Source organism: Actinomadura formosensis, from assembly GCF_050948385.1.
In the GTDB taxonomy this organism is placed as follows: Bacteria; Actinomycetota; Actinomycetes; order Streptosporangiales; family Streptosporangiaceae; genus Spirillospora; species Spirillospora formosensis.
Window position 1 is genome coordinate 2,617,721 of record NZ_CP192011.1, and the last position, 22,327, is coordinate 2,640,047.

The following is a 22,327-nucleotide window of genomic DNA, read 5'->3' on the forward strand; positions in this document are numbered from 1 at the left end:
GGGCCCCGCCGCCACGAGAAAACTATTCTGTTCTGCACCGGTACCAGCGGGCGGGGTCGCTACAGAATTCCTGCGGCGACGTCCTCGGCGATCTGGATCAGCGTGCGGGCCGCGGCGCCGGTGCCGCCCTTCGGCGTGTACCCGTACGGCTCGCCCTTGTGGAACGACGGGCCCGCGATGTCGAGGTGCGCCCACTTGACGCCGTCCGGCACGAACTCCTTCAGGAACACCGCGGCGACCAGCATGCCGCCCCAGCGCTCGCCGCTGATGTTGGCGATGTCGGCGACCGCCGAGTCGAGGCCCTTGCGCAGCTCCTCCGGCAGGGGCATGCCCCAGGACGGTTCGCCCGCGCGCTCGGCCGCGGCCACCACCTTCTCACGGACGTCGTCGTCGTTGGCCATGACGCCGGTGGTCCGGGTGCCGAGCGCGACGAGCTGCGCGCCGGTCAGCGTGGCGACGTCCACGATCAGGTCGGGGGAGTCCTCACCGGCGCGGACGAGGGCGTCGGCCATGACGAGGCGGCCCTCGGCGTCGGTGTTGAGGACCTCGACGGTCTTGCCGCCGTAGACCCGCAGCACGTCGGACGGACGCTGCGCGGTCCCGCTCGGCATGTTCTCGGCGATGGTGAGGTAGCCCACCACGTTCACCTTGAGGCCGAGCTCGGCGATGGCGGCGAGCGCCCCGAGCACCGCGGCGGCGCCGCCCATGTCGGACTTCATCCAGTCCATCGCCTCGGTCGGCTTGAGGGACAGGCCGCCGGAGTCGAACGTGATGCCCTTGCCGACCAGCACGAGGGTCTTGGACGCCTCAGCGTGGGTGTAGGCGAGCCGGACGAGCCGCGGCGGGTTGACCGAGCCCTGCCCGACGCCCACGAGGCCGCCGTAGCCGCCCTCCACCAGGGCCTTCTCGTCCAGCACCTCGATCGCGAGGCCGGTCTCGGCGGCGACCCGGCCGGCCTCGGCGGCGAAGTCCTCGGGGGACAGGTGCGACGGCGGGGTGTTGACCAGGTCGCGGACCAGCTTGACGGACGCGGCGAGGGTCCGTGCTCGCTCGACGGCCGCCTCCTCGGCGACGGGCCCCACCAGGCGGATCTCCTCGACGGGGCTCTTGTGGCCGTCGCCGGTGCGGTAGGCGTCGAAGGAGTAGGCGCCGAGCAGCGCGCCCAGCGCGACGGCCTGCACGGACTCGGCGGACTCGGCGGGCAGTGCGACCGCGACGCGCCCGGTGCCGGCCAGGGACCGGACGGCGGCGCCCGCGGCGCGGCGCAGGTCCTCGGCGGAAGGGTCCTCGCCCAGCCCGGCGGCCACGATGACCTTGGCGGTGACGGCGCCGAGCGAGGGGAGCCTGGTGATCTCGCCGGCCTTGCCGGTGGCGCCGAGCGCGTTCAGCGCGTCGGCCAGCCGGCCGTCCATCGCGCGGTCGAGGCCGTCGGCGCCGGCGGCCGGCGCGGCACCCGCCTCGCCCGGGGAGACACCGATCACGATCGCGTCGGCGTCGAGGCCGACCAGGTCTGCGCTGTCAAGGCTGATGCTCGTCACGTAGCACGATGGTAGTCCTCCCGGTGACCGTTTTCGTCCTTTTCGATCAAGCGCCGCCCGGCCTGGAGACTTCGGTGCGCCGCGGGTCAGCGGGGAACGGCTGCGAGAACGGTCAGGGCGGCCGTGGTGGTGATCTCGACGAGGGCGCCGAGGACGTCCCCGGTGACGCCGCCCAGCCGGCGGACGGCATGGCGGAGCACCAGCAGGGCGGCGGCCAGGGAGACGATCACCGCCGCCGCCGTGTGCACGGCGCCGCCCGGTCCGTCCGCAGCCGTGCCGGTGGCCGCGGCGGCGGCGAGGACGACGCCCGTGGCCAGGAGCGCGGCGCGGGTGGCGACGGTGCCCGCCACCAGCGCGCCCAGCCCGCCCGGACGCGCGGACGGGACGCCGGCGCGGCAGGCCCAGAGCAGCGCGAGCCGCCCGGCGACGGCCGCGACGAGCACCGCGACGGCCGGATGCGGGGCCGAGGCCACGGCGGCGACCTGGATCAGCAGGGTCAGCACCAGCGTGACGACACCGAAGGGACCGATGTCGGACCGCTTCATGATCGTCAGGGCGTCGGCGGCGGGGCGCCCGCTGCCGAGGCCGTCGGCGAGGTCGGCCAGGCCGTCCAGGTGCAGGGCGCGGGTCATCGCGGCGGCTACGGCCACCGCCAGCGCCGCCGCCAGCGGGCGGGAGAGGCCGAGCAGATCGCCGGCCTGCAGTACCAGGGCGGCGGCGCCGCCGGTGATCAGGCCGACGGCCGGGGCGAGCAGCATGGCGGCGCGCGCGGTGCCCCGGTCGACGTGCGCCGTTCCCAGCGGGACGACGGTGAGCAGCGTGACCGCCAGCCGCAGACCGCTGATCACCCGAGCTCCGTGACGCGTCCCGCGACGACCAGCGCGGTCTCCTCCGACTCGCCCGCGAGCCGCTGGTTCAGCAGGCCGAGCAGGTCGCGGAACGCCCGACCGGACGCCGTCGAGGGCACCAGTGACAAGCCGACCTCGTCGCTGACCGCGACCACCCGTGCCGCCGTGTCGCGCCAGGCGGAGACGAGGCCGTCGAGAAGGGGACGCGCCCGGGACGGGTCGTCCCAGGCGTCCGCCTCGTCCATGGCCGCGGCCAGCCAGGTGCCGATGCCGTCCACCAGGACCGGGCCTTCCGCGGACTCCAGGACGCCGGTCAGATCGGTCGTCTCGGCGGTACGCCACCAGGCCGGACGGCGAACCCGGTGCGCGGCGACGCGCTCCGCCCACTCGGGGTCGTCGTCACGGACCGGGCCGGTGGCGACGTACAGGACGTCCGGGCACGCGGCCAGCCGCAGTTCCGCCTCGGCGGACTTGCCCGACCGGCTCCCGCCGAGCAGCAGGGTGCGGAAGGGGCCGTCCGCCGGCCGGTTCCAGAAGGCCGTGCGCCGGTCCAGTTCGGCCGGCGAAGGCAGCCGGTGGTCGATGTGAACGGCCACCACCTGGGACCGGGGCGTCACAGCCCTGACATGACGCAGATATCCGAGATGTTCTGGGGAGCCCGCAAGATCCAGGAGGACGGCTTCGTACTCCACCCCGGGGGCCGGTTCCGGCCGGAGGCCCGGGCCCGCCGCCACCAGGACGCGTCCGCCGCCGGGGCCGCGCACCTCATGACCGCCGGGCACGTCCCTCCGCGGCAGGTCCTCCAGCGGGACGCCGTCGATGACGACCGAGAGCGGTTCGTACCGGACGCCGGCGGCGCGCAGCCGGCCGCAGGACGCGCACCGGCATCCCGGCGCGGGCCAGCCGTGCGCGGCGGCGGTGCCGCGAAGCTCGATGTTCATCATCGGCGCGAACTCTACGGATACGCTCCCCTGGAAGGATCACCCCGCCCCCCAGCCGGAAGGAGACCCGGTGGGCACCCCCCCGAACGCGCCCTGGCCGCACCAGCCGGGACCGGGCGGCCAGCCGCCCTATGGCCCGCCGCCCGGCGGCCTTCTGCCCGGCGGTTTCCCGCCCGGCCTGCCCGGTCCGCCCCCGCCCGGGCGCAGGGGCGGCGCCGGCCTGGCGCTCGCGCTGATCGGCGGCGGCCTCGTCATCGTGCTGATCATCGTCGGGGTGGTCGTGCTGGCCCTGCAGGGCGGCGACGACGACAAGGGGGACGGCGCTCAGCTGCGGGTCGGCAAGATCGCCGGGGGAGCCGAGGCCATCCCGCTCTCCGACGGCAGCCTGGTCATGGCCCGTCCGGGCGTCACCGGCCCCGTCGTGGACGTCTACGAGGACTTCGCCTGCCCGCCCTGCGGCGCCTTCGACCGCATGCACGACCCGATGCTCAAGGAGATGGCGGTCGCCGGGCGGGCCAAGATCGTGTTTCATCCGATGGTGGTCTTCGGCGAGAGCACCCAGCCGGCGCACGGCAACTCGCTGCGCGCCGCGGCGGCGCTGCGCTGCGTCGGGGACGGCGCGCACTGGCTGTCCTACCAGGACGCGCTGTACGCCCACCAGCCCGCGGACCACGACACCGAGGGCTACGCGATCGGCGACCTGATCTCCTACGCCGCGCCGCTCGGCCTCACCGGCGACGACTTCACCTCCTGCGTGAAGAGCCAGCGCCACGCCGAGAGCGTGAAGCAGGTCAGCCAGGGCTACCTGGCATCCGGTGTCCAGGGCACACCGAGCGTGCGGGTCAACGGGACCATGCTCGGCACGTCCGCCACCGAGAGCCCGGACGCCCTGCGCCGTGCCATCGCGGAGGCTTCGTGACCCGCTAGTCTCACCGCGATGAGGGAGGGCGACGCGATGGCGTGGAGCTGGCGTTTGGAGAAGGCCGACGGGCGCGCGGCCGGCAGGGCGGAGGAGACCTTCTCCACCCAGGCGGACGCGGAGAGCTGGCTGGGGGAGAACTGGCGGGGCCTGCGCGCCGACGGGGTCGACAAGGTCGTCCTGCTGGACGGCGAGACGCTCGTGTACGAGATGAGCCTGCAAGACCCCGAGTGAGGGCCGCGGGGCCATGGCGGCTCCGCGACCCCCGCCCGGTGCTCGCTCAGGGGCGCCTGGCCGGGCTGACGGTCTTGGCCGGGTCACGGATGACGACCGGCCCGAGGACGTCGTCGATGCGCTTCAGCACGTCGGCGTCCAGCTTCACCCCGGCGGCCCTCGCGTTCTCGGTGACCTGCTCGGGACGGGACGCGCCCACGATCGCCGCCGACACGTTCGGGTTCTGCAGCGTCCAGGCGATCGCGAGCTGCGCCATCGACAGCCCGACGCCGTCCGCGATCGGCTTCAGCTCCTGCACCCGGGTCAGCAGGTCGTCGTTCAGGTAGCGCTTGATCATGTCGGCGCCGCCATTGGCGTCGGTGGCGCGCGATCCCTCCGGCAGCGGCCGTCCCGGCCGGTACTTGCCGGTCAGCACGCCCTGCGCGATCGGCGACCAGACGATCTGGCCGATGCCCTCGCGCTCGCACAGCGGGACGACCTCCTCCTCGATGACCCGCCACAGCATCGAGTACTGCGGCTGGCCGGAGATGATCCGGTCGAAGCCCATCTCGTCCGCGATCTTGAGGGCGCGCTCGATCTCCTCGGCCCGCCACTCCGACACGCCCACGTACAGGACCTTGCCCTGCCGGACGAGGTCGTCGAACGCCCGCAGGGTCTCCTCCAGCGGCGTCTCGTAGTCGAACCGGTGGGCCTGGTAAAGGTCCACGTAGTCGGTGCCGAGGCGGCGCAGGGAGCCGTGGATCGACTCGAAGATGTGCTTGCGGGACAGGCCCCGGTCGTTCATGCCGGGACCGGTGGGCCAGTAGACCTTGGTGAAGATCTCCAGCCCCTCGCGGCGCTGCCCCTTGAGCGCGCGCCCGAGGACCTCCTCGGCGCGCGTGCCGGCGTACACGTCCGCGGTGTCGAAGGTGGTGATCCCCTCGTCGAGGGCCGTCCGCACGCATGCGCGCGCCGCGTCCTCCTCGACCTGGGAGCCGTGGGTGAGCCAGTTGCCGTACGCGATCTCGCTGATCTTCAGACCGCTCCGGCCCAGGTTTCGGAACTCCATGGTCCCCGACCCTAGCCCGATGCTGATCGTGGAACCCGCGCCGGACGGCCGCGCGGGCGGCCGGCCACCCCGTAGATCAGACCTTCTCCTTCTCGCCGATCCGCACCTGCGGGTTCGGGACGCGCAGCCGGCGGATCTGCATCGCCCGCATCGCGGCGTACATGCCGACGCCCTTCGCGTCCTCGCCGGGGAACCGCTCGGCGGCCAGTTTCTTGATGCCGTGGCTGAGCAGCAGGCCCTCCCCGAACACCACGAGGAGCAGCACCGGCGGCGCCAACAGGACCAGCAGCCGGGCGGTCGGAACCGGCAGCATGCTCAGCAGCACGATCACGAACATCGCGTACATGAGGTACGAGCCGACGGTGCGGCGCGCGTCCACGTAGTCGCGGGCGAGCCGGCGGACGGGGCCCCTGTCCCGCTTGAGCAGGTGCTTCTCCTCGCCCTTCGCCATTCCCTGGCGGGCCTTGGCGCGCTCGGTCGCAAGCTGCGCACGGCGCCGCTTGTAGGCCTCCTTGCCGGTGGCCGGCGCGGTGATCGGCTGGCGGCGGCGCTTCTCGGCCTCGCTGCGCTTGGGCGTGGGGCGGCCCTTGCCTCCCGGCTTTACTACCTGAGGAGGATTCGCCGGGGCCTCCGGGGTACGACGCTTGAACACGGAATCAGCCTACCGGCTGCGAACATCGTGACTGCCTCGCGCGTTACCGCGTAGGGTGATAAGAACCCCAGCAGTGGTCATTGAGCCCAGTTCACGACTGAGGCGACAGCACGAAGGGACCGGCGCCGCGCGATGAGCGTGATGAAGCGAATGTCGATGATCTTCAAGTCCAAGGCGAACAGGGCCCTGGACCGCATGGAAGACCCTCGGGAGACCCTCGATTACTCCTACCAGCGCCAGCTGGAGATGCTGCAGAAGGTTCGCCGCGGGGTCGCCGACGTCGCCACCTCCCGCAAGCGTCTCGAACTCCAGATCAACCAGTTGGAGCAGCAGCAGAACAAGCTGACCGACCAGGGCAAGAAGGCGCTGCAGGTGGGCCGCGAGGACCTCGCCCGCGAGGCGCTGACCCGCCGGGCCGGGCTGGAGGGCCAGCTCAACGACCTGCGCGGCCAGTACCAGCAGCTCCAGGGCGAGGAGGAGAAGCTCACGCTCGCCTCCCAGCGGCTGCAGGCCAAGGTCGACTCCTTCCGCACCCGCAAGGAGACCATCAAGGCGACCTACACGGCCGCCGAGGCGCAGACGAAGATCAACGAGGCGTTCACCGGCATCTCCGAGGAGATGGGCGATGTCGGCCTCGCGATCCAGCGCGCCGAGGAGAAGACCGACACGATGAAGGCCCGCGCCGGCGCGATCGACGAGCTGCTGGCCTCCGGCGCCCTGGAGGACTTCACCGGTCCCAAGGACGACATCCAGGCCGAGCTCGACCGGGTGGGCTCCGGCCCCGGCGTCGACCTGGAGCTGGAGCGGCTCAAGGCGGAGCTGGGCCAGGGGCCCGCGCCCAAGGAGCTGAACCAGGGGACGCCGACCGCGCGGCCCCAGCAGCAGGACACCCCGCAGCAGGCCCAGTGGCCGAACAACCCCGGGGGTGCGCAGTGATCGTCCGCCTGATGGGCGAGGGCCAGCTGGACGTGGCCGAGGAGGATCTGTCCTCCCTCAACACGCTCGACTCCGAGCTGGAGTCGGCGATCGAGTCGGGTGACGAGACGGCGTTCCGCGCCGCCCTGCACGCCCTGCTGGAGAACGTCCGCAAGGTGGGCAGGCCACTGCCGCCCGACAGCCTGGAGCCGTCCGAGCTGATCCTGCCGCCGGCCGACGCGCACATCGACGAGGTCCGCTCGATGCTCGGGGACGAGGGGCTCATTCCGGACTGAGCCGGGCACGTGGGCCGGGGGAGGCGCCCGCAGCGAAACGGGGGCCCGGGGATGTGCCGTCCGTTCTGGACATTCAGGCACAAAACCCGGGTCTCGTGCGTTGGGACGAGTGAACGGGAGTAACGACTGGGGGTGGCCGTATGGCCAGGACGCGTTACGCCTCCGACCGGGGGCTGACGTCACGGATGCTTTTGACGATGTTCCTGCTGGGGCTGTTGTACGTGGTCGCGGTGGGGGCGTTCTTCGTCTTCGTGCCCAAGCTGGCCTTCGTCGCGCTGGCCTTCGCGCTCGTGTTCCTGATCGCCCAGTTCTTCTTCTCCGACCGGATGACGCTGTTCGCCATGCACGGCCGCGTCGTCTCGCCGCAGGAGGCGCCGGAGCTGCACGGCGTCGTCGACCGCATCTGCGCGATGTCGGACACCCCGAAGCCGAAGGTCGCGATCGCCGACACCGACGTGCCGAACGCGTTCGCCACCGGACGCAACCAGAAGAACGCGGTCGTCTGCGTCACCACCGGGCTGCTGCGCCGGCTCGACCCGGTGGAGCTGGAGGGCGTGCTCGCGCATGAGATGGCGCACGTCGCGCACAAGGACGTCGCGGTCATGACGATCGCCTCGTTCCTCGGCATCTGCGCCGGGCTCATCACCCGGTTCGGCCTGCAGATGGGGCTGTGGGGCGGCTTCTCCCGCCGCAGCAACGACCAGAACACCGGGCTGATCCTGCTCGCCGTCGTCGCGGCCAGCGCGCTCGCCTACGCGATCAGCTTCATGCTCACCCGGGCCCTGTCGCGCTACCGCGAGCTGTCCGCCGACCGCTCCGCCGCGCTGCTGACCGGCCGCCCGTCCGCCCTCGCCAGCGCGCTGACGAAGGTCAGCGGCGACATCGCGCGCATCCCGACGAACGACCTGCGGTCCGCGCAGGCGTTCAACGCGTTCTTCTTCACCCCGGCGTTCGGCAAGGGCTTCAGCGTCGCCTCGCTGTTCTCCACCCACCCGTCGCTGGACAAGCGGCTCGCCCAGCTCTCAAGGATCTCCGACCAGCTCAGCAGGGGAGTCTGATCCGTGGGTTTCCTGGACACGCTGCTCGGCCGCTCCAAGCCGGCCAAGCCCGACCTCGACCAGATCTTCGGGCTGTCGTCGGCGGCGATCACACTGGAGGCGGCGACGGGGTTCACCCCGACCGGTCGCGGCTCGGTCTGCTTCCGCGCGGCCGAGGGCGGGGCGTTCGCCCGGCTGCAGACCGACGTCCAGCAGTTGCTGGACGCCGACGAGGGCCCCAAGGTCGAGATCAGCAACGACGCCTACGGCTACACCTGGCTGCTCGCCACGCACCGGCCCGAAGAGCTGCCCGACCTCGTCACCGACCTGCACGCGGTGAACTCGACGCTGGAGGCGGGCGGGTTCGGCCCGCACCTGCTGTGCTCCCTGGCGAGTTTCCGCGGCCCGGAGGGGCAGCGGCTCGCCCTCGTCTACCTGTACAAGCGCGGCACCTTCTACCCGTTCGCCCCGCTCCCCGGCGACCGGCGCGACAACGCGCTGGAACTCCAGGTGCGCGGCGCGATCGGCGCCGACCTCCCCTTCGAGGAGGACCTCGGCCGCTGGTTTCCCGTCTGGGGCGCCCCCGGCCTGTGATCCTTTCTGTGTCACGGGACGCTGACCGGCGGCCCGCGATGGTCTAACGTCGGGTCATGGCGCCCTCCCGTGCCGCCGCCGGGCCCGGCCTGACCCGGCGGATGCTCGCCGCGGTCGTCCTGGTCGCGCTGGTCTACGCGGCCGCCGTGCTGCCCGCGTTCCTGGCCGGTCCGGTCTGGGGCACGGCCGCGGTGGCCGCGGCCATGGTCGTCGCGGCCTGCTCGGCGCGGATGGCGGACCGGCTCGTCCTCCACGCGATGGACGCGCGCCCGGTGGACGCCGCCGCCGAGCCGGAGCTGCACGCGGTGCTGGACCGGCTGTGCCTGTCGTCCGGGCTGCCCAAGCCGCGCCTCGCGATCTCCTCGAAGGACGTCCCCAACGCGTTCGCCGCGGGCTCCGGCCCCGGCTCGGCGGTGGTGTGCGTCACCGAAGGGCTGCGCGCACGGCTCGGACCGGCCGAGATCGCCGCCGTGCTCGCCCATGAGACCGCGCACGTCGCGAACCGGGACGTGCTCGTCGCGGCGGTCGCCTCGTTCCCCGGCCTGGTCGGCGGCCTCGTCCTCGGCTGGTGGACGGGCCTGTTCACCGGCCGCGACCGGGGCGCGGCCGGCCGCGTCGCGGCGCCGGTCCTCGGGATCGTCCTGCTGCCCCTCGGCCTGGCGGCGGCGGTGCTGCACACCGCGGGCACGCTGGCGTGGCTCGCCCTGTCGCGGCACCGGGAGCTGTGCGCCGACTCCACCGGGGCGCTGCTGACCGGGCGCCCGGCCGACCTCGCGTCCGCCCTCGCCAAGGTCAGCGACGAACTGCGCGACGCGTCCCGGGACGACCTGCGGTCGCTGCGCCCGGCCGGTGCCCGCTGCGTGGTCGCGGCGCGCGGCGACGGCATGGCCGGCCTGCTGTCCACGCATCCGACGCTGGAGCGGCGCAGGGCACGGCTGGCGGATCTCTCCTGGCGGCTCGCGAGCGGGGGCTGACCGTGGGAATCCTGGACGGGCTCCTCGGCCGCCCCGCACCGGCCGAGCCCGACTCCGGTGTGCTGTTCGCGCTGCCCGCCGCGGCGCCCGCGCTGGAGGCGGCGACCGGGTTAACCCCGACCGGCGAGGGCGGTGTCTGCCACCGCCAGGTGGAAGGCGGGGCGTTCGGCGCGTTCGAACGCGTGCAACGCGAGGTCGCCCGGCTGCTGGCCGGCGACGCGGCCCGGCGGGTCGAGACGAGCGCCGGCCCCTACGGCTGGGGCTGGACGCACCTCACCCGCCCGCCCGGCGCGTTCGGCGAGCTGGTCGCCGACCTGCACCTGGTCAACGCGACCCTGACGGCCGCCGGATTCGGGCGCTACCTGCTCTGCTCGGTCGCCGCCTTCCGCAGGGGCGCGGACCCGCAGCGGCTCTTCCTCGTCCACGTTCCCGGCCGCGGGGCGTTCTACCCGTTCGCGCCGCGTCCGCCCGGCGGCCCGGACGCCGGGCGCCGCCGCAGCAACCTGGTCGAGACGCGCGCCAGGGACGCGCTCGCGGGAGACCTCGCCATGGAGCCGGACACGGCCCGCTGGTTCCCGCTGTGGGACGTCCCCGGCCTGTGACGTGCCGGGGACGTCTCCGGCGCGTCAGGGGAGCGCGAGCATCTGGTCCAGGGCGACGCGCGCGTAGTGCGCGGTCTCCTCGTCCACCGCGATGACGTTCCGCACGTCGCCCGCGGCCAGCGACTCCAGCGACAGGACCAGGTGCGGCAGGTCGATGCGGTTCATCGTCGAGCAGTAGCAGACGGTCTTGTCGAGGAACATGACGTTCTTGTCCGGGTGCGCGTTCGCCAGCCGCCGGACGAGGTTCAGTTCGGTGCCGATCGCCCAGGACGAGCCGGGCTCCGCGGCCTCAAGCGCCTTGATGATGTACTCGGTGGAACCGACCCGGTCGGCGGCCGTGACGACCTCGTGCCGGCACTCGGGGTGCACCAGGACGTTCACGCCGGGAACGCGCTCGCGGACCTCGTCCACCGACTCGCGCGTGAACCGGCCGTGCACCGAGCAGTGGCCGCGCCACAGGATCATCTTGGCGTCCCGCAACTGCTCGCGGGTGAGCCCGCCCTCGTGGCGGTGCGGGCTGTAGACGACGCAGTCGTCCAGCGAGAAGCCCATGTCCAGGACGGCGGTGTTGCGGCCGAGGTGCTGGTCGGGCAGGAACAGGACCTTCTTGCCCTTGCCGTAGGCCCAGTCCAGGGCGCGCTTCGCGTTGGACGAGGTGCACACCGTGCCGCCGTGCCGCCCGACGAACGCCTTGATGTCGGCCGAGGAGTTCATGTAGGTGACGGGGACGACATCGTCGGCGATTCCCGCGTCCTCCAGGACGTCCCAGCAGTCCTCGACCTGATCGAAGGTCGCCATGTCCGCCATCGAGCAGCCCGCGGCCAGGTCGGGCAGGATCACCCGCTGGTGCCCGGCGGTCAGGATGTCGGCGGACTCCGCCATGAAGTGGACACCGCAGAACACGATGTAGGGCGCCTCGGGACGGGCCGCCGCCTTCTGCGCCAGCTTGAACGAGTCGCCGGTGACGTCCGCGAACTGGATGACCTCGTCCCGCTGGTAGTGGTGGCCGAGGACGAACACCCGGTCGCCGAGGGACGCCTTGGCGGCGCGGGCGCGTTCGACCAGCGCGGGGTCGGAGGCCGGCGGCAGCTCGCCCGGACAGTCCACGCCGCGCTCGCTGTTCGGGTCGGCGCCGCTGCCGAGCAGCAGCAGCGGAAGGTCGCTTACCGGGGTGGTCATCGGGAGTCTCCCTTCGGCGACGGGACTTATCGTCGCTTTGACGACTAATGATGGCACATCCTCCGGCCGGCGGTGATGTGACGTAGACCGCACCGTTCCCCCGGTGTTAAACACGGTCGATACGCGGAATGGCTATCTACCGAGGTACGTTGTCCTACGGGAAGAGGCGCACGACGTCCTCGGACAAGCGACAGCCCGCCGCATCGCGGCGCAGCGAGACCCGGGAGCTGAACACATGACGGTTTCAGGCGAGACCACGCAGGAGACCACGCAGCAGGGCGTCGTCCTCACCGACGCCGCCGCCGAGAAGGCCAAGGGCCTGCTTGAGCAGGAGGGCCGCGATGATCTTGCGCTGCGTGTCGCCGTGCAGCCGGGCGGCTGCTCCGGCCTGATCTACCAGCTCTTCTTCGACGAGCGGGAGATGGACGGCGACCAGATCCAGGACTTCGACGGCCTGTCGGTGCGCGTCGACCGGATGAGCGCCCCCTACCTGGCGGGCGCCACCATCGACTTCGTCGACTCGATCGAGAAGCAGGGCTTCACGATCGACAACCCGAACGCGTCGGGCTCCTGCGCCTGCGGCGACTCCTTCAACTGAGCGCCCGCGACGCGAGCGGAACGCCCGGAAGGGGCGGTCCGGGCACCGGCCCGCGGCCGTCCCCTTTCCGTTGCCCGCTGCGGTCCTGACGCGATCTGTGGTGCGATGGGCAAGTAGTCTTTCCGGGTTCGAAACAGCCGGTGAATCAGCCGGACGACCACGACGAGGAGAGCGACGCCGTGCGCATCGCCGTGACTGGCTCCATTGCGACCGACCATCTGATGACCTTCCCCGGGAGGTTCACCGACCAGCTTCTTCCCGACCAGCTGGCCCGGGTGTCGCTGTCCTTCCTGGTGGACGAGCTGGAGATCCGCCGGGGCGGCATCGCTGCCAACATCTGCTTCGGCATGGGCAGCCTCGGCAAGGAGTCGATCCTCGTCGGCTCCGTCGGCGACGACTTCGCCGACTACCGCTCCTGGCTGGAGCGCCACGCCGTCGACACCGCGTCCGTGCACGTGTCCGACATCCACCACACCGCCCGGTTCCTGTGCACCACCGACCAGGACCAGAACCAGATCGCCACGTTCTACGCCGGCGCCATGAGCGAGGCCCGCTCCATCGAGCTGAAGCCGGTCGCCGACCGCGTCGGCGGCCTCGACCTCGTCGTCGTCAGCCCGAACGACCCGGACGCGATGATCCGGCACACCGACGAGTGCCGCACCCGCGGCATCCCGTTCGCCGCCGACCCGTCCCAGCAGCTCGCCCGCATGGACGGCGCGGACGTCCGCCGCCTCATCGACGGCGCCGCGTACCTGTTCAGCAACGACTACGAGAAGGCGCTCGCCGAGGAGAAGACCGGCTGGAGCGGCGAGGAGATCCTGTCCCGCGTGGAGGCCCGCGTGACGACCCTCGGCGCCAAGGGCGTCGTCATCGACCGCGAGGGCGAGGAGGGCCTGCACGTCCCCTGCGTCCCCGTCGAGAACGTCGTCGACCCGACCGGCGTCGGCGACGCCTTCCGCGCCGGCTTCCTGTCGGCGACCGCCTGGAACCTGCCGCTGGAGCGCGCCGCGCAGGTCGGCTGCGCCCTGGCCGCGCACGCCCTGGAGGCCGCGGGCCCGCAGGAGTACACGCTCGCCAGGCAGGCGTTCCTCGACCGTTTCGCCGCCGCCTACGGCTCCGACGCCGCCGACGAGGTCGCCCCCCACATCACCTGCCCGAACCCGTAACACGACTCGCCCCGGGGCCGCGCCGTCAGGTGCGGCCCCGGCGTGTTCCGTGGGCCGCGGGTCAGTACGTCCGGCGGATGTGGAAGCCCCACCCGCCCTGCTGCAGGGTCTCCTCGCGGACGAAGTCCTGCGACTTCATGCGGCACCAGGCGGGGACGTCGGTGCGGGCGGCGGCATCGTCGGCGAGAACGGCGACGATCTCCCCGACCGGCACCTCGCGGATCCGCTCGGCCAGCATGATGATCGGGATGGGGCACTTGCGGCCGAGCGCGTCGATGACGAGCACGGGCGCCGGGCCGATCGGCTCGGCGGGGGGCGGTGCCGCGTCGCTGGGCTGCGTCCCGTTCTTGGCCCGGCCTCGGAACCTCATGGGCGCGACCGCCTCCCTGTCTCGAAGGTGTTCATCGTCCGGCGGCCCTCATCGTCTCGCGGAGGCGGGCGACGGCGCCGGGGAGCACGGTGAGGAACCGCTCGACGTCCGCCGCGGCGACCCCGCGTGGCAGCGATACCCGGACGTTTCCATGGGTGAGCACCCCCATCGCCTCAAGCACATGACTGGGACGCAGCGTATCCGCCGTGCACGAGCTGCCGGAGGAAACCGCGAAACCCAGCCGGTCCAGTTCGGTCAGCAGCGCCTCGCCCTCCACGTACAGGCACGAGAACGTCACCAGGTGCGGCAGGCGCCGGACCGGGTCGCCGACCACCTCGACGTCGGGCACGGCCCGCGGAACCTCCGCGCGGATGCGGTCCACCAGCGCGCGGACGCGCGGCGCGTCCGCCGCCATGTCCGCACGGTACGCCTCCAGCGCGGCCGCCGCCGCGACGATGGAGGGAACGTTCTCGAAACCGGGGACGCGGCGCCCCTCCCGCTCGTCGTCGGGCAGCGGGGAACGCCACCGCGTGCCCTTGCGGATCACGAGCACGCCGACGCCCGCCGGGCCGCCCCACTTGTGGGCGCTGCCGGCGAGGAACGACCAGCCGGCGGGCACGTCCATACGCCCGAGGGACTGCGCGGCGTCCACGAACAGCGGCACGCGGGCGGCGCGGCACGCCTCGGCGACCTCGGCGACGGGCTGGACGGTGCCGACCTCATGGTTGGCCGACTGCAGGCACGCCAGCGCCGTGTCGGAACGCAGCGCCGCGGCGAACTCGCCGGGGTCGACGCGGCCCGCCCGGTCCACGCCGACGACGGTCACCTCGCCGCCGCCGCGCTCGTGCGCCTCCGCGGCGTGGAGCACGCTGGAGTGCTCCACGGCGCTCACCACCAGATGCCGCCCGACCCGCCGGCGCGCCTGGAGCCCCCCGAGGACCGCCAGGTGCACCGCCTGGGTACCCGAGGACGTGAACGACACCTCGTCGGCCCGGACGCCCAGGACTCCGGCGACCCGCGCGCGGGCCCGGTCCAGCAGCAGCCGGGTGCCGCGGGCCGTCCCGTACAGCCGCGCGGGATCGGCCCAGCCCGCGTCCAGCGCCTCCAGCAGCGCGGACCGCGCCGCCGGGTGCGGCGGCTCGGTGGAAGCGGCGTCGAAGTAGGCGCCCGCCGTGCTCGGATCGACCACGCTGAAACACTAACCGGGCACCCGATCGGGGGTTCGCGCGACCCTCGCGCTAGGGTGTCCTCCACACGTGTAAACAGTGATCTCACCGCCCGGCCGACCGGGCTTCATCCGTGGGGAAGGCATTCCGTGAGTCCGACCCGCTCTGGGGAGCGGCGTACGCCTGTGCGCAGTCGCCGCGCATTGAAAAGCGCCGGTGCGCTAGGGCTGCTGGCGCTGTCCGCCACCGGCTGCAGTGGAACCCGGCTGGGCCTGCCCGAGCCGATCAGCGTCCAAGGCGAGCGCATGCTGCACCTGTGGCAGGGCTCCTGGATCGCGGCTTTCGCGGTCGGGGGCGTCGTCTGGGGCCTGATCATTTGGGCGGTGCTGTTTCATCGCAAGCGCTCCGACGATCTGCCGCCGCAGGTCCGCTACAACATGCCGATCGAGATCCTCTATACGGCGGTCCCGTTCGTCATCATCGCGGTTCTGTTCTATTTCACCGCGCGCGATGAGAACTTCGTCGAGAAGACCACGGCCAATCCCGCCGTGGTCGTCGACGTGACCGGGTTCCAGTGGAGCTGGCAGTTCGACTACAAGGAGAGCGGCAAGACCGTCGCCTCCGTCGTCGGCCAGCCGGTGGCGCCCAACGGCCCCGCGCCGGGCAAGCCGGTCATGACGATCCCCGCCGGCAAGACCGTGCGGGTGCGGCTGCACGCCAACGACGTCATCCACTCGTTCTGGGTTCCCGCGCTGATCTACAAGAAGGACGTCATGCCGGGGTACACCAACGAGTTCGAGTTCACGGCGAACAAGCTCGGCACCTATGAGGGACGCTGCGCCGAGCTCTGCGGCGTCGACCACAGCCGGATGCTGTTCCAGCTGAAGGTCGTGACGCCTCAGCAGTACGACAAGTTCATCGCAGATTCGAAGCAAGCACTGGCCGCGGGAGGTGGGAAGTGACCACGACGAGTCACGCCCCGAGCGCGCCGATCGCCGCGCCGCGGACGAGCAAGGGGCGCATCATCGCCTCCTGGCTGTCGTCCACCGACCACAAGGTGATCGGCTACCTCTACCTGATCACCTCGTTCTTCATGTTCCTGTTCGGCGGTGTGCTCGCCCTGGTGATCCGGGCGGAGCTGTTCGAGCCGGGCACGCAGATCGTCAGCAACGAGCAGTACAACCAGCTGTTCACCATGCACGGCACGATCATGCTGCTGATGTTCGCGACGCCGCTGTTCGCGGGCTTCACCAACGTCATCATGCCGCTGCAGATCGGCGCGCCGGACGTGGCGTTCCCGCGGCTGAACATGCTGGCGTACTGGCTGTTCCTGTTCGGCAGCCTCATCGCCCTCGCCGGCTTCCTGACCCCGGGCGGCGCGGCCAGCTTCGGCTGGTTCGCCTACACCCCGCTGTCGGACGCGGTGCGCTCGCCGGGCATCGGCGGCGACATGTGGGTGATGGGCCTGGCGATGTCGGGCTTCGGCACCATCATGGGCGCGGTCAACTTCATCACCACGATCCTGTGCATGCGCGCCCCCGGCATGACGATGTTCCGGCTGCCGATCTTCTCCTGGAACGTCCTGCTGACCTCCATCCTGATCCTGATCGCCTTCCCGCCGCTGGCGGCGGCGCTGCTCGCGCTGGAGGCCGACCGCAAGCTCGGCGCGCACATCTTCGACGCCGCGCACGGAGGCGCGCTGCTCTGGCAGCACCTGTTCTGGTTCTTCGGGCATCCGGAGGTCTACATCATCGCCTTGCCCTTCTTCGGCATCGTGACTGAGATCCTCCCGGTGTTCAGCCGCAAGCCCGTCTTCGGCTACATCGGCCTGGTCTTCGCGACGATCAGCATCGCGGGCCTGTCCATCACCGTGTGGGCGCACCACATGTTCGTCACCGGCCAGGTGCTGCTGCCGTTCTTCTCCTTCATGACGTTCCTCATCGCCGTGCCCACGGGGGTGAAGTTCTTCAACTGGGTGGGGACGATCTGGCGAGGGCAGTTGACGTTCGAGTCGCCGATGCTGTGGTCGCTGGGCTTCCTGGTGACGTTCCTGTTCGGCGGCCTGACCGGCGTCATCCTGGCCTCCCCGCCGATGGACTTCCAGCTGTCGGACTCCTACTTCGTGGTGGCGCACTTCCACTACGTCGTCTTCGGCACCGTGGTGTTCGCGATGTTCGCGGGCTTCTATTTCTGGTGGCCGAAGTTCACCGGCAAGATGCTGAACGACAAGCTCGGCCACGTGCACTTCTGGCTGCTCTTCATCGGCTTCCACGGCACGTTCCTCATCCAGCACTGGCTGGGCGCGGCGGGCATGCCCCGCCGGTACGCCGACTACGCCGCCGAGTTCCACGCGCTGAACGAGATCTCCACCATCTTCTCGTTCATCCTCGGCATCTCCATGCTGCCGTTCTTCTACAACGTCTACATCACGTGGAAGAAGGGCAAGCGGGTCGAGGTCGACGACCCGTGGGGCTACGCGAACTCGCTGGAGTGGGCGACGTCCTGCCCGCCGCCGCGGCACAACTTCAACTCGATCCCGAAGATCCGTTCCGAGCGGCCGGCGTTCGACCTGCACCACCCCTACGCGGGTGTCAAGGGCGAACTGGCCGGGGCGAAGGGAGAGTAGCCGATGCGCGTCCAGGCGTTCATGTTCTACGGGTGCGCGGTCTTCTTCCTCGTGACCGACATCGTGTACTGGCTCTGGTCCAAGGACTGGACGGGCACCACCGCGCTCGCGCTGGCCGTCGGCCTCGCCGGGCTCGTCGGGTTCTACGTCCACTTCACGATCCGCCGTCTCGAGCGCGCCAACGCGGGTCCGCTGTTCGAGGACGACCCCGAGGGCGAGATCGCGGACGCGGCCGGTGAGCTGGGCTTCTTCAGCCCGCACAGCTGGTGGCCGCTGTTCGTGGGGCTGTCGGCCGCGACCGTGACGCTCGGTGTCGTGTTCGGCTGGTGGCTGGTCATCCTCGGTGCGGCCGCCGCGATCCTGACCTCGATCGGTCTGGTCTTCGAGTACTACCGGGGTCATTTCGCCCACTGATCAGTAAAGGATCCCCATCGGGGGCCGGTGCCCGCTTTCCAGCGGGTACCGGCCCTTTCACATACTGGGCGCCGTTCCAGCGACCGGGCTGGGCAGGCGGACCGATCGCCCAGGAGGACGACCGGGGGGACCACATGCCGGTAGGTGGCTCAGGACCGGGGGACCGGGGACGGCGCGCCGCCGCCGTGCTCGTCGGCGCGAGCGTGGTGGCGGGAGCCGCGGCGTGCTCGGGCGGCGGCGAAGCAGACGGCGGGAACGCCGTGCGGCTCGCGGTGTCGCCGATGGGCGGCACGGGCAGGCTCAGACCGGACAGCCAGATCGACGTCCGGGCGCACGGCGGCACGATCGAGAACGTCACGGTGTCGGCCAGGGGCCGCGAGGTCGCGGGCGATCTCAGCGCGGACCGGACGCGGTGGCAGTCGCGCTGGACGCTGGAGCCGGGCGAGACGTACCTGGTCAACGCGACGGCGCTCGGCAAGGACGGCAGGACCCGCACGGTCTCCAGCCGCTTCACCACCGCCGAGGTCACGAAGACGAACAACGTGACGATCGAGGCGCCCTACAACAGGGAGACCGTCGGCGTCGGCATCCCGATCATCGTGCACTTCGCGCGGGCGGTGAAGGACCGGGCGGCGGTCGAGCGGGCGCTGGAGGTCACGGCCGACAAGACGGTCGAGGGCGCCTGGCACTGGTTCGGTGACCAGGAGGTCGTGTTCCGGACGAAGGACTACTGGCCCGCCCACACGAAGGTGAAGTTCGAGGCCCATCTCGCCGGGGTGCGCACGGGCGGGGACGTGTACGGCGGCAAGAACTACACCGTCGGCTTCAAGGTCGGTGACTCGCACATCTCCACGGCGGGCGAGGACACCCACAAGATGGTCGTGATGGTCAACGGCAAGAAGGCCCGCACCATCCCGACCAGCATGGGGCGTGGTGGCAGCCGCATGTACACCACCACCAATGGGGTCCATCTGTCGATGGACAAGGAGGACCCCACCGTCATGACGTCGGACTGGATGGGCTGTGGTGCCGGTTGCGCGGGCTACTACAGCCTGACCGTGTACAAGGCCGTGCGGATCTCCGACAGCGGCGAGTATGTGCACAGCGCGCCGTGGTCGGTCGGGTCCCAGGGCAGCGAGAACGTCAGCCACGGCTGCATCAACGTCAGCCCGTCCAACGCCAAGTGGTTCTACAACCTCAGCTACCGGGGCGACCCGGTGAAGGTGACGGGGAGCAACCGGGAACTGGAGCCGGAGAACGGCTGGGGCTACTGGCAGCTCGGCTGGCGGAACTGGGTGAAGGGCAGCGCGCTGAAGCGGTCGGTGACGACCGCGCCGCACGCGGACGCCGCGACGCTGGCGGCCCAGCAGGGCAGGGGGGCCGGACCGAAGGCCCCGGCCAAGCGGGGGACCCAGGGGAACTGACGCGGCTCACCGCAACGGCGGCGGGACCTCGGTGTGATTCATGCGGGCCCAGTCACGGGCCATGGCGATCCGGTCGGGCCCCGACGGGTGGGTCATCCACAGCAGGTACTCCATGGCGTCGGGGCTCAGATCGGAGATGTTGCGCACCGACAGCGCGCGCTGCATCGACACGAACGTCAACGGGTCGCGGGTGAGGTTCAGGGCGTGCGCGTCCGCCCGGGCCTCGATGCGCCGGCTGACGAGGTTCTGGACGGGCGCGGCGAGCTGCGTCCCGGCGGTCACGAGCGCGAGCAGGAGGGCGAGGGAGCGCGGGTCCGCCGCCCCGCGCGTCCCGCGCCCGCCGGGCGCACCCGGCGGGGCGCCGCCGGGATCGACTCCCGCGCGCCGCAGAAGCCGCGGAGAGGTCATCAGGGGGTACAGCAGGCACAGCGCCCCGGCGATGCCCAGCGCGCCCACCAGCGTGCCCCACAGGACGTCGTCGCGCTTGGCGTGGCCCAGCTCGTGCCCGACGATCGACTCGATCTGCGGGCGCGGTGACTTCAGCAGCGTGTCGTACAGGACGATGCGGCGGGTGGAGCCGAACCCGGACACGTAGGCGTTCAGCGACGTCGTCCGGCGGGAGGCGTCCGCGATGAGGACGTCCTCGACGGGCACACCGTCGCGCTTCGCCATCGCGAGCAGGTCGCTGCGCAACTGCCCCTGCGGCAGCGAGTGGAACCTGTTGAACACCGGCTCGACCGCGATCGGGTAGATGAACGACACGAGTACTACGAGGACGAACCCGCCCGCGGCGGCGCCCGCCCACCAGTAGCGCGGGAACCGGCGGATGAGGGCGTACAGGAGCAGCAGGGCGACGGTGGAGACGACCCAGGTGACGCCGAGGGACTTCAACTGGTCGACGAGCCACGCGGGCCAGCCCTGCGTGGACAGCCCGTACCGGCGCAGCACCGACTCGCTCCAGATGCGGAACGGGAGCCCGGCGAGACGCAGCAGCGTCGTGAGCGCGATGGCCGCGACGATGATTGTGAGCGGGCGGCGGCGGGTACGGGCGGTGACCCGGCCGATGAAGCGGGCGCCGAGCGGGGTCAGGCCGAGGACGAGGATCAGCGCGAGGCCCGCGAGGAGCCCCGCGTAGGCGGGCGGGTTGACGGCCGAGTCGAACGCCCCGGAGCGGGAGATCTCGGCGGGGGAGAAATCGAGCGCGGGATCGGCCTTGACGCGTCCGCCGGGGACGTGGCCGGGGAGCGGATTCCACGGGGTGGTCAGGGCGAGGACGGCCGCGACCGAGGCGAACAGCACGGCGGCGGCGACCGCGGCGGCGATCCGGGGACGCCGCGCCCGGGCGGTCCGGCCGGGCCCGCCGGCGACGGCCTCGCTCCCGTTCCCGTTCCCGTCCACCCGGCCCTCGTCCGCCTCCGCCTCGCTCATGCGAGCTCCTTCTTCACATAGTCGCGCCACAGGGTGGTGAATCGGTCCCGGGGGAGGCCCAGCACGTCGCGCAGCGCGGCGGCCTCCGGGACGCGCCCGGCGGCCCGGTAGAGCCGCACGAGCGCCGGCTCACCGTACCGGTCGGCGACCATCCGGCAGGCGAGCCATGCCTCCTGGTATGCCTGGGAGAGTCGCGGGGAGCCGCCGGCGAACTCGGCCGCCGCGGGCAGGGCGTCCGGCGGCCGTCCGGCGGTGACCTCGCGGCGCAGCTCGCCCGCCGCCGACCGGACGCTGATCTTGACCCGCCGGTAGCCGACATAGTCGGCGAAGCCCTCGATGAGCCACAGCGGGGTGCGCCGGTCGCGGGCGCCGCCGGTGGCGACGTGGGTCAGCTCGTGCGTCAGGACGACGTCGCGGCCGAGTCCGTTGAGGCGGCCGAAGGTGCCGGGGGAGACGATGACCCTGTCCTCGCCCCGGCCGCCGGTGGACGGCGCCGGGGACATTCCGGAAGGTGTGGGGGGCCGTTTCCCCTCGTCCGCCTCGACTCGCGCGGGGGGCACGACGGTGGCGAGCGCGGCGATCTGCCCGAGGCTCTGGCCGGGCCCGGCCAGAGCGGAGGCGAGGGCCGTGCCGGCGGGGACGAGCGCGACGACCCGCTGGGCCCACCCCTTGCCGACGACGCCCGTGACGACCGGCGCGGCGGCGTCCAGCCGCTTGGCGATGCCTTCGAGGCCGGTGGTGTCGCCTATGACGAGGCTGGCGCGGCCCTTGACCACGGTCAGGGGGCCGGCGTCCCAGATGTCGGCGTCGTCCTTGAAGCCGTGGGCCGTCCCATCGCCGACGATCGTCCAGGTGCCGGAGCCGGGGGCGAGCGTGAGGTAGCGGGTGCGGCTCACGTATCCCTTGTCGAAGCCCCGCAGTTTGTAGCGCACCTCCAGGCGGACCACCGCGCTCTCGTCGTCCATGGCCTGGGTGCCGGAGATGTGCTCCTGCCAGCCTTCCAGCGGGAGCTTGCGGAGGTTGCCGTATATGCGGGCCTGGACGTCCTGGAACGCCTTGGGCGCGTCGCCCACTGTGGCGAGGAACGCGACGCGGTCGCCGTCCCGCACGGCGCGGGCGCGGTTGGCGAGGGTGGCGCGGGCGGCGTCGAGGCTGAACGGCGCGGCGGCCCTGGGGGTGCGGGCAGGCGATGCCGCGCCGCCGCCGGACCGGAAGCCGAGCAGGCCGGCGCCTCCCGCGGCCAGCACGGCGGCCCCGCCCGCGCCCAGGGCGAGAGCCCTGCGTCGCGTCACGGGACCGCTGTGCTCCGGACCGCCGTGCTCCGGACCGTCCTCCATGGGCGTGATCCTATGCAGCCC

At 71.9% G+C, this 22,327-nt stretch carries 24 protein-coding genes; 14 read left to right on the forward strand and 10 right to left on the reverse strand.

From position 1 onward, the window contains the following. Positions 1-59: 59 nt before the first annotated feature. The 3 genes from ACQP1N_RS12370 to ACQP1N_RS12380 all read right to left on the reverse strand — a co-directional run bounded on the left by ACQP1N_RS12370 (position 60) and on the right by ACQP1N_RS12380 (position 3,330). A complete protein-coding gene (locus ACQP1N_RS12370) occupies positions 60-1,538 on the reverse strand; it encodes a leucyl aminopeptidase (RefSeq protein ID WP_433231271.1) in 1,479 nt (492 codons plus the stop codon). Positions 1,539-1,624: 86 nt separating this feature from the next. Next, complete coding sequence (locus ACQP1N_RS12375; RefSeq protein ID WP_433231274.1) at positions 1,625-2,386, reverse strand: adenosylcobinamide-GDP ribazoletransferase; 762 nt, start codon at positions 2,384-2,386, stop codon at positions 1,625-1,627. Then, positions 2,383-3,330, reverse strand: coding sequence for a bifunctional adenosylcobinamide kinase/adenosylcobinamide-phosphate guanylyltransferase (locus ACQP1N_RS12380; protein WP_306303155.1), 948 nt, complete (start codon positions 3,328-3,330; stop codon positions 2,383-2,385). Before ACQP1N_RS12380 ends, ACQP1N_RS12375 begins: the two co-directional genes overlap by 4 nt. 67 nt (positions 3,331-3,397) lie before the next feature. On the opposite strand from ACQP1N_RS12380, the gene ACQP1N_RS12385 reads away from it, so the two are divergent. Together ACQP1N_RS12385 and ACQP1N_RS12390 are read left to right on the forward strand one after the other, a co-directional pair. After that, positions 3,398-4,246: a DsbA family protein gene (locus ACQP1N_RS12385; protein ID WP_433231277.1), complete on the forward strand. Its 849-nt coding sequence runs from the start codon at positions 3,398-3,400 to the stop codon at positions 4,244-4,246. An 18-nt stretch (positions 4,247-4,264) separates the two neighbouring features. Beyond that, positions 4,265-4,480, forward strand: a complete 216-nt coding sequence (locus ACQP1N_RS12390) for a hypothetical protein (protein ID WP_433231279.1) — start codon at positions 4,265-4,267, stop codon at positions 4,478-4,480. Between the two features lie 46 nt (positions 4,481-4,526). Here ACQP1N_RS12390 and ACQP1N_RS12395 read toward each other — a convergent pair whose 3' ends face one another. After that, positions 4,527-5,528 (reverse strand): aldo/keto reductase family protein, encoded by a 1,002-nt coding sequence (locus ACQP1N_RS12395; protein ID WP_067794299.1) that lies wholly within the window; start codon positions 5,526-5,528, stop codon positions 4,527-4,529. A 76-nt stretch (positions 5,529-5,604) separates the two neighbouring features. Beyond that, positions 5,605-6,180 (reverse strand): DUF3043 domain-containing protein, encoded by a 576-nt coding sequence (locus ACQP1N_RS12400; protein ID WP_084262548.1) that lies wholly within the window; start codon positions 6,178-6,180, stop codon positions 5,605-5,607. A gap of 132 nt (positions 6,181-6,312) precedes the next feature. Here ACQP1N_RS12400 and ACQP1N_RS12405 point away from each other — a divergent pair, with 132 nt between their 5' ends. The 6 genes from ACQP1N_RS12405 (at position 6,313) to pspAB (ACQP1N_RS12430) (ending at position 10,598) form a co-directional block, all read left to right on the forward strand. Then, positions 6,313-7,116, forward strand: coding sequence for a PspA/IM30 family protein (locus ACQP1N_RS12405; protein WP_207394155.1), 804 nt, complete (start codon positions 6,313-6,315; stop codon positions 7,114-7,116). Continuing rightward, entirely contained in the window at positions 7,113-7,391 is a 279-nt protein-coding gene (gene pspAA, locus ACQP1N_RS12410) for a PspA-associated protein PspAA (RefSeq protein WP_433231283.1), read from the forward strand. The genes ACQP1N_RS12405 and pspAA overlap by 4 nt, the downstream gene beginning before the upstream one ends. Before the next feature lie 140 nt (positions 7,392-7,531). Further along, complete coding sequence (gene htpX / locus ACQP1N_RS12415) at positions 7,532-8,449, forward strand: zinc metalloprotease HtpX (protein WP_433231286.1); 918 nt, start codon at positions 7,532-7,534, stop codon at positions 8,447-8,449. A gap of 3 nt (positions 8,450-8,452) precedes the next feature. Continuing rightward, positions 8,453-9,022, forward strand: a complete 570-nt coding sequence (gene pspAB, locus ACQP1N_RS12420; RefSeq protein ID WP_067794307.1) for a PspA-associated protein PspAB — start codon at positions 8,453-8,455, stop codon at positions 9,020-9,022. Between the two features lie 56 nt (positions 9,023-9,078). Then, entirely contained in the window at positions 9,079-9,996 is a 918-nt protein-coding gene (locus ACQP1N_RS12425) for a M48 family metalloprotease (protein WP_433231288.1), read from the forward strand. Positions 9,997-9,998: 2 nt separating this feature from the next. Continuing rightward, a complete protein-coding gene (gene pspAB / locus ACQP1N_RS12430) occupies positions 9,999-10,598 on the forward strand; it encodes a PspA-associated protein PspAB (protein WP_433231290.1) in 600 nt (199 codons plus the stop codon). Positions 10,599-10,622: 24 nt separating this feature from the next. On the opposite strand, the gene nadA is transcribed toward pspAB (ACQP1N_RS12430), so the two are convergent. Next, positions 10,623-11,777 (reverse strand): quinolinate synthase NadA, encoded by a 1,155-nt coding sequence (gene nadA / locus ACQP1N_RS12435; protein ID WP_433231294.1) that lies wholly within the window; start codon positions 11,775-11,777, stop codon positions 10,623-10,625. Positions 11,778-12,012: 235 nt separating this feature from the next. On the opposite strand from nadA, the gene ACQP1N_RS12440 reads away from it, so the two are divergent. Continuing rightward, positions 12,013-12,375: a HesB/IscA family protein gene (locus ACQP1N_RS12440; protein ID WP_433231297.1), complete on the forward strand. Its 363-nt coding sequence runs from the start codon at positions 12,013-12,015 to the stop codon at positions 12,373-12,375. 179 nt (positions 12,376-12,554) lie between these two features. After that, positions 12,555-13,541 carry a carbohydrate kinase family protein gene (locus tag ACQP1N_RS12445; RefSeq protein ID WP_433232676.1) on the forward strand — a complete coding sequence of 329 codons (987 nt, stop codon included), beginning with the start codon at positions 12,555-12,557 and terminating at the stop codon, positions 13,539-13,541. Positions 13,542-13,602: 61 nt separating this feature from the next. On the opposite strand, the gene ACQP1N_RS12450 is transcribed toward ACQP1N_RS12445, so the two are convergent. Further along, the gene (locus ACQP1N_RS12450; RefSeq protein ID WP_433231300.1) at positions 13,603-13,911 is read right to left on the reverse strand and encodes a sulfurtransferase TusA family protein; all 309 of its coding nucleotides are present in this window, start codon (positions 13,909-13,911) and stop codon (positions 13,603-13,605) included. Positions 13,912-13,942: 31 nt separating this feature from the next. After that, the gene (locus ACQP1N_RS12455; RefSeq protein WP_433231303.1) at positions 13,943-15,100 is read right to left on the reverse strand and encodes a cysteine desulfurase family protein; all 1,158 of its coding nucleotides are present in this window, start codon (positions 15,098-15,100) and stop codon (positions 13,943-13,945) included. Positions 15,101-15,262: 162 nt separating this feature from the next. On the opposite strand from ACQP1N_RS12455, the gene ctaC reads away from it, so the two are divergent. The 4 genes from ctaC (at position 15,263) to ACQP1N_RS12475 (ending at position 19,541) form a co-directional block, all read left to right on the forward strand. Next, positions 15,263-16,039, forward strand: a complete 777-nt coding sequence (gene ctaC, locus ACQP1N_RS12460) for an aa3-type cytochrome oxidase subunit II (RefSeq protein WP_433231306.1) — start codon at positions 15,263-15,265, stop codon at positions 16,037-16,039. After that, positions 16,036-17,703 (forward strand): aa3-type cytochrome oxidase subunit I, encoded by a 1,668-nt coding sequence (gene ctaD / locus ACQP1N_RS12465; RefSeq protein WP_433231308.1) that lies wholly within the window; start codon positions 16,036-16,038, stop codon positions 17,701-17,703. Before ctaC ends, ctaD begins: the two co-directional genes overlap by 4 nt. A 3-nt stretch (positions 17,704-17,706) precedes the next feature. After that, entirely contained in the window at positions 17,707-18,117 is a 411-nt protein-coding gene (locus ACQP1N_RS12470) for a cytochrome c oxidase subunit 4 (protein ID WP_067794323.1), read from the forward strand. A gap of 134 nt (positions 18,118-18,251) precedes the next feature. Continuing rightward, positions 18,252-19,541, forward strand: coding sequence for an Ig-like domain-containing protein (locus ACQP1N_RS12475; RefSeq protein ID WP_433231310.1), 1,290 nt, complete (start codon positions 18,252-18,254; stop codon positions 19,539-19,541). Positions 19,542-19,547: 6 nt separating this feature from the next. Here ACQP1N_RS12475 and ACQP1N_RS12480 read toward each other — a convergent pair whose 3' ends face one another. Both ACQP1N_RS12480 and ACQP1N_RS12485 read right to left on the reverse strand, forming a co-directional pair. Beyond that, entirely contained in the window at positions 19,548-20,969 is a 1,422-nt protein-coding gene (locus ACQP1N_RS12480; protein ID WP_433231313.1) for a M48 family metallopeptidase, read from the reverse strand. After that, positions 20,966-22,306: a hypothetical protein gene (locus ACQP1N_RS12485; protein ID WP_433231315.1), complete on the reverse strand. Its 1,341-nt coding sequence runs from the start codon at positions 22,304-22,306 to the stop codon at positions 20,966-20,968. Before ACQP1N_RS12485 ends, ACQP1N_RS12480 begins: the two co-directional genes overlap by 4 nt. Positions 22,307-22,327: the final 21 nt, after the last annotated feature.